This window comes from Nocardia sp. Tas62D01, assembly GCF_055232035.1.
In genome coordinates, this window is the sequence record NZ_JBUYUZ010000001.1 from 9,087,694 (window position 1) to 9,100,578 (window position 12,885).

Here is a 12,885-nt window from a genome sequence, read left to right on the forward strand (position 1 = left end):
GCCATGTCGATTCTATCTCGGCTTCAACGGGTGGTGGCTGCTCTCCTTGCTGGTCGCCGTCGCGTTCGCCATTTCGTTGCGAGGCGCGGTGTGGTAATGGAGCGAATCGGGTCAGGTCTCGATGACGTTGTACGCGTGGACATCTCGGTCGGCCAGCCGCGGAATGATGTCGCCGACGACACGGCTCCGGAAGGCCGGGGTGGCGCGGTGTTCCTCGTAACCCTGGGCGTCGGTATAGGTTTCGACGAGGACGAACCGAGCCGGGGCGTCGAGCGCCCGATGTGCTTGAAAGGAAAGCATTTTAGGCTCGGCGCGATTTCCAGGAGTGAGTTCCGCGAGTGCGGCGGCGACATACTCCTCCTCACCGGGCTTCGCGACCCATGTCGCGATGACGACGTAACTCACCGCGCCTCCACCGGATTGAAGCCGACCGCACGCAACTGTTCGACACCGTCACTACTGAGGTCATGCGGCCGCCACGCCGGCGTCCAACTCCACTCGATACGGAAGTCCGACACGATCGGGTCCTCACCCAGTAGCGCGGCACGGATCTGATCGGTCATCACGCCTGTCACGGGACAGGTGGGTGATGTCAGTGTCATGGTGATGGCGGCGACGTGGTCGTCGGATACCGCGATGTCGCGGACGAAGCCGAAATCGACGATATTGATGCCCAGATCCGGATCGAGGACGTCGTAGAGACGCGCCAGGACCGCGGCCTCCGGCGCGGGAAGCTCACGTTCCCAGATTCCGGTGACCGGGGCTTCGGGTGCCCGGACGGGAAGTTCGGAGATCTCCGGTTCCACCAGCGACGGTCCTAGGACGATGACGACGTCGCTGGTCGGCGAGCTGATCCAGTCGGCCTTGCCGTGCGCTTTGCGTCGAACGCGCACGACATCGATCCCGGCTCCGACGGAAGCCGCGGCGATCACGACGTCGCCGTCATCCGGGGAGTGTGCGCCATCGATGAGTCGTGCCAGCGGCTCGCACGCGTTGGGGCCGTGCCTCAGACGCGCGACGGCGGCGGTTACCGGGCGCCCGAGAATGGGTTGAAGCGCTCGGCGAGCTCGGTCGGGTGGCACGCGCAGGCTTTCGCCTCGGACCCGATGTGCGGTGAGTGTCATCGGGGCTCCTTCCACTAAATGATGCTGGCCGGGCGCGTCAGTCGACGCAGGTCGTTGCCGATGTCGGCAACGTCCTCGGCGCGCACGGAATGATTGGTGAACAGGATCTTGCGTACGGCCATGACGTCTCTGGGCCGGTTGAGGGCCGCGATGCGGGTAATGCGATCCTCCCGCAGCCACACCGCGGAAAAGGACAGATCGTCCAGTGAGCCGCGGATGACGAGTCGATCGGTGGGCTCGGAGCGGCCGACCTGCTGAATGGTGTGTTCGTACTGATCCGACCAGAACCAGTGCGGCTCAATGTAGGGTTCGGCTCCGCCTAGCATGGCCCGCGCGGCCGCCGCACCTTGACGGTGAGCGGAGTCATGGTGTTCGACGCGGATGTGCTTGCGATAGAAGGGATGGTAGGAATTGGCGACGTCCCCGGCCGCATACACGGCCTCGGCGCTGGTGCGGCACAGCTCATCGGTGACGATGCCATTGCCGGTCGTGATTCCGGCGGTGTCGGCCAGTCGGTCCTCGGGCTCGCACCCGGCGCCGACGACGACGAGATCGCCTTCGACATCCCCCCTGTCGGTGCGGACGGTAATTCCGGCCGCACCCGAAACACAGTCCAGGACGATGGCACCGAGTTTGAGCTGAACCCCTTCGCTGCGATGGACATCGGTCAGGACCCTGCCCAGATCGGCGCCGAGTGCGCGCTCGAGCAATGCGGAGGCCCGTTCGACGAGCACGACCGTCTTGCCCATACGGCTGGCGGTCGCCGCGACCTCACAGCCGATGAAGCCGCCGCCCAGAACGACGACCCGGGTAGCGGTCGCGAGCCGATCGCGTAATCGCGTCGCGTCGTGGGCGGAACGCAGTCGTATCACCTTGTCGTCGATCAGGCGAACGCCGAGCTTGGCACGGACCCCGGTCGCGAGCAGCACGGCGTCGTAGGCGAGCGACGCCCCGTCCGCGAGCGCGAGTCGTCGTGCGGCCGGGTCGAGCCGGGTCACGGCGGTGCCGGTCCGCACCGTGACCCCGTGCTCGGCGTACCACTGCGGCGATCGCAGATACAGCGCCGACAGACCGTCGGAATGTCGCGGGTCGTCGAGGAACGCCTTGGACAGGGGCGGGCGCTCATACGGCAGTTCCTGGTCGGCGGTCAGCAGAGCGATCTCGCCGTCGAACCCCTCCTCCCGGAGGGTTCCGGCGGCGGCAACGGCGGCCGGTCCGCCGCCGACCAGGACGAACCTCTTCACGATGCGGCGCCCGGGGTGGGTTTCGACCCGCCGGTGACGTCGACGACGATAGTGCCGTCGGCGTGGACGTGACAGGGGTACGGCGCCAGACGCGCGTCCGCCGGGTTGACCCCGCAGCCGGTGGTGACGTCGAACTCCCACAGGTGTCGGCTGCAGGTCAACGTGGTCTCCTCGAGGTCACCGTCGGACAGCTCAAATTCCTGGTGCGGGCAGCGGTTGGCGTAGGCGTAGACGGTCCCGTCGATATTGACCAGCACGACGGGTTTGCCGTCGACGATCACGCCCATGAGATCGCCCTCCCACAGGTCGTCGATGTGCGGCACGGATTCGGATCTTCGATCGATGTCCCCTATCGTCACGTCGTCACCTCGATTCCGGCATCCGCGCCGGGAGCGTCCGACGCTCGGCCCAGCAGTCCGTTCAGCAAGTGCTCACGTGCGGCGCGGGCCTCGGCGCCGATCTCCTCGACTGTCCGGGGTTGCTCGGGCGCTGCGGCGAGGAATCCGGCGATCGCCGCGGCCGCGTCGTCGGCTCGGGGCGCCCACTTGGCCACCCATTTGTCGACGACCGCGCCTGTGCCGGGTTGCTGGGTGAGAACCATGTCGAGCAGGGCGAGACTCCAGGTGTCGCGACGTTGCCGGTCGGCGGCGAGCAGACCTTCGATGAGCCAGGTCTGGTCGTCGCCATTGACTCGGGCGATCTCGCCGAATTGGCGGCACAACACATCCTGAATCGTCGGCAGCAGAACGAGGTTGTGCGCGACGAAGGCCTCACCCCAGTCGTATGTCGCCAGCGCCGTTTCCAGAGTTCTGCGCAGCGGCTGCCAGAATTCGTGAGTCCGCCACAGCTCACCGTCCGCGGCGGTGCCGATTCCCGAATCGGGGTGGGCGATCTGCAGCTGCCGGGTCCGATAGGCGAGTGTGGTCACCCGGCGCAGCAGATCGGCGGTGGCCAGAGCCGCGGCATTGTTGACATACGAGGTGGGTGCCATATACCCGATATAGGCTTCGACCTGCTGGAATCCGTGGGTCGGATATCGCGACGGCGTGTACAGCCCAGCGAGAGTCCTCACCCACCCCGGTGCGAGGCGCGCATCGGCGTCGATATCACCGAATTGCTCGAGTACGCCCTGTACCTTGTGCTCGGATTCGGCTTGGGCATTGACGTACATGCGATAGGTGAATTTGTCCGGAGCCCGGAAGGCGTCCCAGTCCCTCGCCCGGAAGGCGGAATTGTCACGGTAGGTGTCGAACCACAGGTTGGGCGCCGAGGACGGGTTCTGTTCGAACGCGGCATTGCGCGCACTGCGCACCGTCCAGTTCTGGCCGTGGGTGACGATTTCGTATTCGGTGGGCATTCTCCGCACGTCGCCGAAGGCGCTGAAGGTGCGGCGGCGGCGCGACCTGCCCGTTGCGTTCTCGCTCATACCAGTTCCTCTTCGTTCTTCTCCTCGGCCCGTGCCGTGTCGGTCCTCGGTGTCTTGATGGACTCCCAGATCAGTTCGTCACTGCTGGTGACCATGCGTCCGGCGAAGGACGGCATCATCGAACTGAACAGCGCCAATTCGTAGGAGGGCCCGAGATAGACGCGGAGTGTCTCGAGGCTCAGCCGCATTCTGGTCGAGGTCTGCACCCGGATGTAGGAGCCGCGATCGATCGTCTCGATCTCCCGGTCAGGGTTGTCGTCGTGGATCGCCGCCACGACATCGTCGATCTCACCGCCCATCCGCAGAACCGGGCCGACAGGATCGTTCACGACTGGACTCCTTGCTGTGTATCGGCGTCGGGGATGTCGTATTCGACGGCGATGTGGTCGAGTGGCCCGATACCCGCCTCGGCGACCGTCATGTCGTCGGGGAGCGTGCGGCCGTCGTGGATGACGAGCTTGGGATAGGGCAGCGCCCGGACGCGATGGCCCTCGACGTGCCGGGCCACCTCGGCGGCGACTTCCGCGATCGTGTGCGCGGTGGTGACCGCGACGAGGATCGGGCAGAAGTCGGTGGCGAAGATGGCGTGCAGGGGTACGAGTTCGGGCGCGCGGTCCGCGGCGGGAAGTTCGGTTCCGGTGCTGGTGGTCATCGGGCCGTCACCCCCGTGGGGGTGACCAGTCCGCTGGCCGGGCGGCCGACGTAGTCGCGGGTCCATGCCTCGTAATCCGGATCGTCGCCCATCACCTCGGGGGTCAATCCCATGTAGCCGAGGATTCCGGCGACGTCCATCGGCTGGATCTGGCCGGCGAGGAACCGATCGATCAGCGTCTCGTGGTTGACCGTGTCGCGGTCCTTCCAGAAGATCTGGCGGCAGGCGTTAGTGCAGAAATGGTATTTGCGACCGTCGTAGTCGAGTTCCCAGTCACGGGCTCGCCAGATACCGGAGCGGGACTGGGTGACGCTGCTGCACGGCAGGTTGCAGTTGCTGCACAACCACGGCAGCGTCTCGGGGAGCGTGGCCTCGACATTGTCGGCATTGACGTTGTCGATCATGACGTCCCATTTGTCGCCGTAGAGTTTTTCCCACGTCGGGTATTTCTCGGTCAGCCACGCGCGCTCATCCTTGCTCACCCCGGCCTTCGGCCGCCACCACAGGGTGGGCCGCCAATACCACAGTCCCATATGCAGGCCGTGGTGCCAGGTGTCGAGACCATTCATGAATTCATCCCAGTACCACGGCTTCTTGAGCCCGTAATCCTCGATGGTCCGGATGAACTGATCTACGATCCACTCCTCCATGAATTCCCGGTAGGACTGGCGTCGGTGCTCGAGCGGCGTGTAGTAGTCCATCGCCGGACCCGTGAGCGCGGAGAACAGCCGGGCCGAGCCCCAGAAACTCTTGTCGATCACCCATTGGGCGCGCACCGGATCGTGCTCGACGAGGATCTCCAATGTGGGGCCGCCCTGCTGACTGTGCCGCGCCTCGTCGGTCTGGATCGAGGAGATCATATTGGCGAAGTTGACATCGCCAGATTCCAGCGCGTCGGCCGACAGCGCGATGAATTGCAGGTTGGTGAACCCGGTTTCGAACGTGAAAGGCAGCTCGATGGCCATATCGACCACGTTCGGGCTGATCATTATCGAATCGAACAGCATCCGCGCGGCGATCGGAACCCAGTTGTTGGTGTGAAAGGTCTTCTGGGTCCAGTCGTACTGCGGATCCTTGGCGATGAATTCGTGACCGAAGAAGGTGGTGACCTGAGAATGCCGCAATTCGTCGAGAGCACCGAAGGTGGCCATGTTGCGCCAGGCGCCGTTGAGTCCGAAGCGGGCCATCTTCAACTCACCGAGGATCGCGGCGGATTCGACGAGCGCCACGCCGCCGAAATGCATCTTGGTGGCCGACTTCCACCCCTCGTCGAGGTTATCGAAATTGTCCGAGCGCTGCAACGCGGCTTTCACCGCATATGCCGAGGCTTCCTTCTCTCGTTGTCCGACAACGTATTCCGGGTAGGTGACCTTGTAGGACTCCTCCCATTTCGACCACGCCTCCCGGGGGACTTTCCCGGTGCCGCAGTGCCATTCGGGGTAGATCGCTTCCTCGTCGACATAGGACGGCGCCCAGTCCACATCCCGGACGAACTGTTGCCATTCTTCGCGCTTGAGCAGGGTCATGATTGTCATCTCTCCTTCGAGACGGTTCGTTCCGGGCGTCAGTCGATCTCGATGTGACCGAGCTGCCGGCAGATTCCCGCGTTGTCGAAATATCCGGAAATCGAGTCGATCAGCCCGTCCTCGTCGACGTGCAGGATGAACAGATGCGGCTCGGTGTATGTCGCGCCACTGGGCTGGATGAATCCCCACGCCGCCTGTTGTGTGCCACTGATGTCGACCTCGACCACCACATCACCGTCGTCGTTGGACTCGATGCGCCGCACGGTGTTGGTCAGATTGGGGAACGCGGTGATCAGGCCGCGCCAGATCGGCTTTCCGACCGTCGCGACCTTCCCCTCGCCGCGCAGCACGCGCTGTTTGCCCCACACTTCGAACGCGGGATAGGAGAATTCGGCGTTCACCGTGCAGAGTTCGGTCATGCCGTCCACATCGTGGGCGCGATAACGATCGAAGAAATCGGCGGCCACGGCGGCGGCCTGCTCGGCGCGGATATGTTCTCGAATTGCGGTCATAAATCGTTCGCTTTCTTCTCAGACCAGTGCGATCCGGTCGAGCCGTTTCACTCCGAGTCGGCGGTAGAGCGCCTGCTGACACCAGTAGCCCTCGAATCCGGACACCAGTCCGTCGGTGATCTCGAAACGCCACGCCTCGTCGACGTCCAGATGCTTCTCCTGGTTGATCGCTCCCAGGTACGCATCGTCCTGGGTGCCTTCGACCTTTACCTCCGCCGTGACCGCGTCGCCGGTGACGACGACGCGCTTTACGCTCACCCGCAGATCCGGGAAGGCGCGCAGCAGGTCAGCGAAGAACCCCTCGAGGTCGGCCCGAACGCCCTCGTACACACCGATTGCCGGTATGCGCACAACGACCTGCTCGGCGAACCGGGAGACGACGGCATCCAGGTCGTGGGCATCCACGGCGGCGAGCAGTCCGGTGACGGCATCGCGCGCGCTCATGCGGCGACCTCCGCGTTCGCGACGCTCAGGTACTTGATGACCGCGTCGGCGATCGCCCCCGACGAGGCGGGGTTCTGACCGGTGATGAGGTTGCGGTCGACGACGACGTGACTGGTCCAAGCGCTCGGACCATCGTCGAAGACCGCACCCGCGTTCTTGAGTGCGGTGTCGCAGTACCACTCCATGCCGAGTCGTCCGGCCTCGGTCTGGTCCTCCTCCTCATCGGTGAAGCAGGTCATGCGGTAACCGTCGAAGAGCCACTGGCCGTCGTGCCGTTCGGGCGCCGACAGCAGCATCGCCGGACCGTGGCACAGGGACGCGATCGCCGCCCGCCGGGCCTGCAGCACCGACAACATCCGGCCGATGTCCGGGTTGTCGTGCATGTCGACCATGGGTCCGTGGCCGCCGGGGACGAACACCGCGTCGTAGCCGGCCAGTTCCTCGTCGGTGAGATCGCCGAGTTTCACCGGTTCCCGGAAGCTCGGGTTCGCATCGACCTCCGCTTTGCGCGCGGCCGACAGGTCGGCGCTGGCCTGCCGCTGCGCATCGGCGGCCCGCTCGAGGTCCGCCCGAGTCACGCCCGTCGGCAGCTCGCCCGCGGCCAGAACATCGATGAACTGGCGATCCTGGCGCCACGCGGTCTTCGCCGCCGCCGACACGGCCGCATGGGCCGCGCGTTCCGAGAGTCCCGCCATCCGCAGCAGCTCCGCGACGCGCCGCGCGGCGGCGAGACCGAGTTCGCTGCTCTGATGGAGGGTGAACCGGATGTCATCGACGTCGTGGTGGAAGGTCCGCACGACCGAGTCGAGGTAATCCTTGTCCTCGTCGGGGTAGTGGAAGAACCAGCTCAGCCCGTACGGGTCCGCCGAGGGGGGGTTGCCGTCGGGGGTGATGACATCGACGTCGAATCCGGCGGCGACGAATGCCCGATAGGGCTTGACGACCTCTTCGACGAAATAGCCGGTCGGATGTGGTGACCCATCGGCCAGCGTCATAGTAGTGGCGCTGGTGACCACGTATGCGATCCGCCTGTTTTCCGACAACGGATGCCTCCTCGTCTCGAACTTGCTCATGTCGAACTTGTCGGGCCCGCCACACTCACCTTCGTTTGTGACAGGCATCACGGGTTCCACTAAAGCCGACGACACCCACCGAGTGGTACTGCGTTCCGATCCGATCAGTGCCCATTCCGGCGCCGCGTCGACGCGGCGACCGGCCGGTGTCGCAGACCGGCTCGAATGTGTCGGATTCGTCCACAGACCTGGGAGATCGGCGCGAGCTGGGCCTAGCGTTCGGGGACAATCACCGGCGACACTCACGCACGACCAAGGAGAAAACATGACACGCGTACTCATGGCCGTCTCGGGCTCGGACCACTGGACGCTGGCGGACGGGACCCGCCACCGTTGTGGATTCTGGCCCGAGGAACTCGCGATCCCGCATCAGATCTTCCGTGCGGCGGGTTTCGACGTCGCCATCGCAACTCCGGGCGGGGTCCGCCCGGTGCCCGACGAGGCGGGTTTCACGCCGGAGATGAACGGCGGCAGCGCCGAACCCGGAGAGCGCTTCCGGACGTATCTGGCCGCCATCGACCAGGAACTGGACGCACCCGTCGATCTGGACACCGCCGACGTCGACGACTACGACCTGATCTTCATCCCGGGCGGACACGGCCCGATGGAAGATCTGGCGACCTCACAGGTTTTCGGCCGGCTCGTCACCGCGTTCGACTCGGCGGGCAAGACGGTCGCGGCCGTATGCCACGGACCCGCCGCACTCCTGCCCGCGACCGACACCGACGGCCAATGGGTATTTGCCGGCCGCCGGATCACCGGATTCACGAATGTCGAAGAAACTCAGGTCGGCTTCGCGGACAAGGCCGCCTGGTTGCTCGAGGACCGCCTCGCGGCGGCCGGTGGCAAATTCGAGCAGAGTGGCGAGCCGTGGACCTCACGCGTGGTCGTGGACGGCACCCTGTACACCGGTCAGAACCCCGCTTCTTCGGGGCCGCTCGCCACGCAATTGGTCGCGGCGCTGTCGGGCGATTAACGAAGCCGACGCAATCCGGCATCGAGGGCATGGGCGTCGGCGTATGTCCTCGGTGTCGCGCCGAACCGATTGCGGAATTCCTTGATGAAATGTGAGACGCTCGTATATCCGACCCGCCGGGACACCTCGGCGACGGTGGTATGGCCGTCGATCAGCAGCGCACGGGCGCGGTCCAGCCGCAGCTCTTTCAGGAATTGATACGGTGACCGTCCAGTGACCTCGCGGAACAGAGTGGAGAAGGCAGACGGGCTCAACGCCACCTGCTCCGCGAGGTCGTTGACCGTGAGCGGCTCGGCGAAATGATCACGCGCGAAGATCAGTGCCGCGGAAATAGGGTTCATAGCACTCTGTTTCCCGGCGATCTTCAGCAGCCGCGAATATTGTTCCCGCTGTAACACCCGATATACGATCTCCTGAATGCACATCGGTGCGAGAACCCGCCGGTCGGCACCGTTGTCCAGCGCACGGAGGAACCGCAACACCGCGCCCATCATCTCACCGTCGAGGGCGGATACCACGGCCGGTTCGGGCGTCTCGTCGCCGTCCGCCGTCCGGAACGACGTCACCCGGCGCTCGATCATATCCGTCGACACCCGTTTCACCAGCGCCGGGTCGATCTGCAAGACGAAGGACAAAAACGGCATACGCAAACTGGCCGTGAGGATTTCGGCCTGGAATTGGAGATTGCTGCCGAGCACCAGATAGTGGAACGGATCGTAGACATACCGCTTGCCGTCCACGATCACCGCCTTCGAACCCTGCGCGACGATGCCCAGGGACAGCGACTGAATCTCCTCCCAGGTCGGCGCCATCGGCTCGGTGAAACGGTAGATCGTCAACCCCGGCCAGATACCGACGTTGCCGCCGAGTTCCGGGGCCCGCGCCGCCAGCGCGGAGATGAGATCACCCGAACTCATCCGATGTTCGATCATGTCCACGACGGCCACTGCGAACTCCTTCCGTCGCCTGGATCAGTTGTACTCCAGCCGGTAATGGGTTTCCAGGTATTCGTCCAACCCTTCCGAGCCGCCCTCGCGACCGTGCCCGGACAACTTCACTCCCCCGAACGGCGCCGCAGCATTGGACAGCAGTCCGGTGTTGAGCGCTGTCATGCCGACTTCCAACCGAGATGCGATACGCCGACCCTTCGCGATATCGCTGGTGAAGATGTAGGACGCCAGTCCCGAATCCGAGGATGCCGCGGCCGCAACCAATTCTTCCTCGTCGTCGAATACGCTCACCGCCGCGACCGGCGCGAACCACTCCACCCCCGCGACGACCGAGTCGGGTCGTACTCCGCCGATCAACGTGGCCGAGAAGAAACATCCGGGGCCCGTGGCCGTCGGTCCCTGAGCCAGGAGTTCGGCTCCGTCCGCCAGTACCTCCTCGACCCTGCGACGCGTGCGGGCCACCGCCGCGGCATTGATCAGCGGACCTATGCCGGACGATGGGTCGGTCCCGGTGCCGGCTCGCATCGCGGTGACACGTTCGGCCAGACGGCCGAGGTATTCCCCGGCCACCGAGGAGTGCACCAGGATTCTGTTCGCCGCGGTACATGCCTGGCCGCTGCCCCGGAACTTGGCGACCAGCGTGCCCGCCACCGCTGCGGCCGGGTCCGCGTCGGCGAGAACCAGCAGCGGCGCGTCTCCGCCGAGTTCCATCGACGTGCGCAGCATGCGCTCGGCGGCCTGCCGCATCAGTGTGCGTCCCACCGGAGTGGATCCGGTGAAACTCACCTTGCGCAGGCGCGGGTCGGACAACAGTCGTTCGACGAGGGGGCCGGGATTCGTGGTCGTCACGACATTCACCACACCGGCAGGCAGACCCGCTGCCTCGAGCAGATCGACGAACCGATAGCAGGTCAGCGGCGTGAGTTCGGACGGTTTCAGCACGGCGGTGCACCCGGCCGCCACGGCGGGGGCCACCTTGCGGGTCACCATGGCCAGCGGAAAGTTCCACGGTGTGAGCAGCAGGCACGGGCCGACCGGTCGACGGCTGACATACATCGTGCCCCCACCCTCGGGCAACGACCCGAATCGTCCCGGCACCCGGACTGCCTCCTCGGAATACCACCGCAAGAATTCCGCCGCATAGGTGACTTCGGCGCGGGCGTCCGACATCCGCTTACCGGCTTCGGCGACGATCAGCGCGGCCAACTCGTCTGTGGCCTCAGACACGAGTTCGTAGCAACGCCGCAGGACATCGGATCGGACTCGCGGTGGCGCGGAGGCCCAAGCGCCCGAGGCGGAGTCGGCGGCGGCGAGGGCGGCATCGGCCTCGCCGAGCCCCGATTGCTCGATCACCGCGAGTGTGGCGGTAGTCGCCGGATCCTCGACGGTGAAGGTGTCGTCTCTTCGGCGGTGCCGCCACACCCCGTCGATATAGGTACCTGCACGGACGCTGTCGGTCATCGAACTCACGCAGCGAAGTGAACCGCAGCACACACCGACCGGAGCCCCGAACCGAGCGATCGAAGCGATTTGCGCTATTACTACCGCCGAATCGAATACTCGCCCCGATCCCGGTGACGCGGCGGCGGGACGCGGGCGCGCCAGCTGATCGGGCGGCAAGTGTGGGTTCTGTCGCACGCCGACCATTCGGTGTTTTCGACGGCCGCACCGAGGTCGCGCGACACGAGCGGCTGTTCGGCGAGGCGCAATCGCGACTCGACCTCGATCATTATCTGCAACGACTGCTCCGCAAGCCTGGTGCTCTGCCGGGCGCGCGTTCGGGCAGGCCCGCGCGGCCGGGAAATTCACCCCCGCCCACGAAACGTGGTGGGCCGATGACAAAGCCGCAGGTCGGGGCCTGCGGCTTTGTTCGTTTCCGGCATTGCACGAACACCGAGCCCGCTCGGGCCGGTGGTCATCGTCAGCCAGTTCCTCTCAACCGCTGATGCCGGAAAACACCGGCAAGATCAACCCGACCGGAAGACCGTGAGCAACCTCACCCGAGATCAACTTCCGGCTAGGGTGTGTCTCCCAATTTGCTGGTCCCGACGCGGGCGTGGATGACGGCGCAGGCCAGCAGGAGCCACCGAGGTAGGTCAGCGCGTACTTGTCGTAGCGGGTCGCGATGCCTCGCCACTGCTTGAGCCGGTTGAAGCCCCGTTCCACGGTATTGCGCAGACCGTAGAGCTCGGCGTCGAACGCAGGTGGCCGACCTCCTGCTGACCCTTTCGCTTTGCGCCGGGCGATCTGGTCTTTACGCTCGGGGATGGTGTGTTTGATTCTCCTGGAACGTAATTCGGTTCGTGTGCTGGGATGCGAGTACGCCTTGTCGCCGAGCAGCCGGAAGTCGCGGCCGGGCTCGCCCGCCCCGCGACGGGTCTGCGCGTAGTCGTCGAGCAACGGCACCAACTGCGGATTGTCACCGGCTTGGCCCGCGGTCAACCGGACAGCGACCGGGGCCTGACGCTGATCGGCCAGAGCATGGATCTTCGTGGTCAACCCGCCACGCGAGCGGCCCAGCGCATGGTTCGCGGGCTCATCGGCGGCTTTCTTGTAATTCGATAGAGCCCCCTGTGGCGAGCGTGTCCGACCGCGCACCCGCGGCATGCTGATGCGCCCGCGCGCTCGTCGAGTCCACCGACAGCAGTTTCTCGACGTCACCGGCCATCTCCGCGTCGAACCCGAACACGACCGCTACCCGGGCGAACATCTCGTCGTAGGTGCCATCCAAAGACCACCGGTGATGCCGCTTCCACACCGTCTGCCACGGCCCGAAGACAGCAGGCAGGTCCCGCCACGGAGTACCCGTGCGGAACCTCCACGCGATCCCCTCCAGCATCAACCGGTGATCACCGAACCTGTTGCCCCGCTTGCCCTTATCCGACGGCATCACCGGTTCGACCGCCGCCCAGAACTCATCAGAAATCAAACCCAACCGCGTCACCGGCCAATCTTCGC

14 protein-coding genes and 2 pseudogenes are annotated in these 12,885 nt (G+C 65.3%); 2 read left to right on the top strand and 14 right to left on the bottom strand.

What is annotated here, in order from left to right:
- Positions 1–111: 111 nt before the first annotated feature.
- The 11 genes from ACV7NQ_RS44240 to ACV7NQ_RS44290 are packed head-to-tail and all read right to left on the bottom strand — an operon-like array spanning position 112 to position 8,001.
- Positions 112–405, bottom strand: coding sequence for a putative quinol monooxygenase (locus ACV7NQ_RS44240; RefSeq protein ID WP_463364940.1), 294 nt, complete (start codon positions 403–405; stop codon positions 112–114).
- The gene (locus tag ACV7NQ_RS44245) at positions 402–1,124 is read right to left on the bottom strand and encodes an iron-sulfur cluster assembly protein (protein WP_463364941.1); all 723 of its coding nucleotides are present in this window, start codon (positions 1,122–1,124) and stop codon (positions 402–404) included. The genes ACV7NQ_RS44240 and ACV7NQ_RS44245 overlap by 4 nt, the downstream gene beginning before the upstream one ends.
- A 14-nt stretch (positions 1,125–1,138) precedes the next feature.
- On the bottom strand, positions 1,139–2,368 hold the full coding sequence (locus tag ACV7NQ_RS44250; RefSeq protein WP_463364942.1) for an NAD(P)/FAD-dependent oxidoreductase: 1,230 nt from the start codon (positions 2,366–2,368) through the stop codon (positions 1,139–1,141).
- The gene (locus ACV7NQ_RS44255; protein WP_463364943.1) at positions 2,365–2,727 is read right to left on the bottom strand and encodes a Rieske (2Fe-2S) protein; all 363 of its coding nucleotides are present in this window, start codon (positions 2,725–2,727) and stop codon (positions 2,365–2,367) included. The genes ACV7NQ_RS44250 and ACV7NQ_RS44255 overlap by 4 nt, the downstream gene beginning before the upstream one ends.
- On the bottom strand, positions 2,724–3,794 hold the full coding sequence (locus ACV7NQ_RS44260) for a ferritin family protein (protein WP_463364944.1): 1,071 nt from the start codon (positions 3,792–3,794) through the stop codon (positions 2,724–2,726). Before ACV7NQ_RS44260 ends, ACV7NQ_RS44255 begins: the two co-directional genes overlap by 4 nt.
- On the bottom strand, positions 3,791–4,123 hold the full coding sequence (locus ACV7NQ_RS44265; RefSeq protein WP_463364945.1) for an MmoB/DmpM family protein: 333 nt from the start codon (positions 4,121–4,123) through the stop codon (positions 3,791–3,793). Before ACV7NQ_RS44265 ends, ACV7NQ_RS44260 begins: the two co-directional genes overlap by 4 nt.
- On the bottom strand, positions 4,120–4,446 hold the full coding sequence (locus tag ACV7NQ_RS44270) for a toluene-4-monooxygenase system B family protein (RefSeq protein ID WP_463364946.1): 327 nt from the start codon (positions 4,444–4,446) through the stop codon (positions 4,120–4,122). The genes ACV7NQ_RS44265 and ACV7NQ_RS44270 overlap by 4 nt, the downstream gene beginning before the upstream one ends.
- Positions 4,443–5,972: a ferritin family protein gene (locus tag ACV7NQ_RS44275; RefSeq protein ID WP_463364947.1), complete on the bottom strand. Its 1,530-nt coding sequence runs from the start codon at positions 5,970–5,972 to the stop codon at positions 4,443–4,445. The genes ACV7NQ_RS44270 and ACV7NQ_RS44275 overlap by 4 nt, the downstream gene beginning before the upstream one ends.
- A gap of 38 nt (positions 5,973–6,010) precedes the next feature.
- The gene (locus ACV7NQ_RS44280) at positions 6,011–6,484 is read right to left on the bottom strand and encodes a nuclear transport factor 2 family protein (RefSeq protein ID WP_463364948.1); all 474 of its coding nucleotides are present in this window, start codon (positions 6,482–6,484) and stop codon (positions 6,011–6,013) included.
- Positions 6,485–6,502: 18 nt separating this feature from the next.
- A complete protein-coding gene (locus ACV7NQ_RS44285) occupies positions 6,503–6,928 on the bottom strand; it encodes a nuclear transport factor 2 family protein (protein ID WP_463364949.1) in 426 nt (141 codons plus the stop codon).
- Complete coding sequence (locus ACV7NQ_RS44290) at positions 6,925–8,001, bottom strand: type 1 glutamine amidotransferase domain-containing protein (protein ID WP_463364950.1); 1,077 nt, start codon at positions 7,999–8,001, stop codon at positions 6,925–6,927. The genes ACV7NQ_RS44285 and ACV7NQ_RS44290 overlap by 4 nt, the downstream gene beginning before the upstream one ends.
- Positions 8,002–8,266: 265 nt before the next feature.
- On the opposite strand from ACV7NQ_RS44290, the gene ACV7NQ_RS44295 reads away from it, so the two are divergent.
- Positions 8,267–8,977, top strand: a complete 711-nt coding sequence (locus tag ACV7NQ_RS44295) for a type 1 glutamine amidotransferase domain-containing protein (RefSeq protein ID WP_463364951.1) — start codon at positions 8,267–8,269, stop codon at positions 8,975–8,977.
- Here ACV7NQ_RS44295 and ACV7NQ_RS44300 read toward each other — a convergent pair.
- Together ACV7NQ_RS44300 and ACV7NQ_RS44305 are read right to left on the bottom strand one after the other, a co-directional pair.
- Entirely contained in the window at positions 8,974–9,924 is a 951-nt protein-coding gene (locus tag ACV7NQ_RS44300; protein ID WP_463364952.1) for an AraC family transcriptional regulator, read from the bottom strand. The genes ACV7NQ_RS44295 and ACV7NQ_RS44300 overlap by 4 nt on opposite strands.
- 24 nt (positions 9,925–9,948) lie before the next feature.
- The gene (locus tag ACV7NQ_RS44305; protein WP_463364953.1) at positions 9,949–11,388 is read right to left on the bottom strand and encodes an aldehyde dehydrogenase family protein; all 1,440 of its coding nucleotides are present in this window, start codon (positions 11,386–11,388) and stop codon (positions 9,949–9,951) included.
- Positions 11,389–11,579: 191 nt separating this feature from the next.
- Here ACV7NQ_RS44305 and ACV7NQ_RS44310 point away from each other — a divergent pair.
- Positions 11,580–11,761: pseudogene (locus ACV7NQ_RS44310) on the top strand (IS21 family transposase); the annotation flags it as partial.
- A 183-nt stretch (positions 11,762–11,944) separates the two neighbouring features.
- On the opposite strand, the pseudogene ACV7NQ_RS44315 reads toward ACV7NQ_RS44310, so the two are convergent.
- Positions 11,945–12,871 (bottom strand): annotated as a pseudogene (locus ACV7NQ_RS44315) (IS5 family transposase).
- Positions 12,872–12,885 lie beyond the last annotated feature (14 nt).

Coding starts and splice junctions, on each gene's coding strand:
- ACV7NQ_RS44285 (WP_463364949.1), bottom strand. CDS start 6,928: ATGAGCGCGCGCGATGCCGTCACCGGACTGCTCGCCGCCGTGGATGCC.
- ACV7NQ_RS44280 (WP_463364948.1), bottom strand. CDS start 6,484: ATGACCGCAATTCGAGAACATATCCGCGCCGAGCAGGCCGCCGCCGTG.
- ACV7NQ_RS44305 (WP_463364953.1), bottom strand. CDS start 11,388: ATGACCGACAGCGTCCGTGCAGGTACCTATATCGACGGGGTGTGGCGG.
- ACV7NQ_RS44270 (WP_463364946.1), bottom strand. CDS start 4,446: ATGACCACCAGCACCGGAACCGAACTTCCCGCCGCGGACCGCGCGCCC.
- ACV7NQ_RS44260 (WP_463364944.1), bottom strand. CDS start 3,794: ATGAGCGAGAACGCAACGGGCAGGTCGCGCCGCCGCCGCACCTTCAGC.
- ACV7NQ_RS44245 (WP_463364941.1), bottom strand. CDS start 1,124: ATGACACTCACCGCACATCGGGTCCGAGGCGAAAGCCTGCGCGTGCCA.
- ACV7NQ_RS44295 (WP_463364951.1), top strand. CDS start 8,267: ATGACACGCGTACTCATGGCCGTCTCGGGCTCGGACCACTGGACGCTG.
- ACV7NQ_RS44290 (WP_463364950.1), bottom strand. CDS start 8,001: ATGAGCAAGTTCGAGACGAGGAGGCATCCGTTGTCGGAAAACAGGCGG.
- ACV7NQ_RS44275 (WP_463364947.1), bottom strand. CDS start 5,972: ATGACCCTGCTCAAGCGCGAAGAATGGCAACAGTTCGTCCGGGATGTG.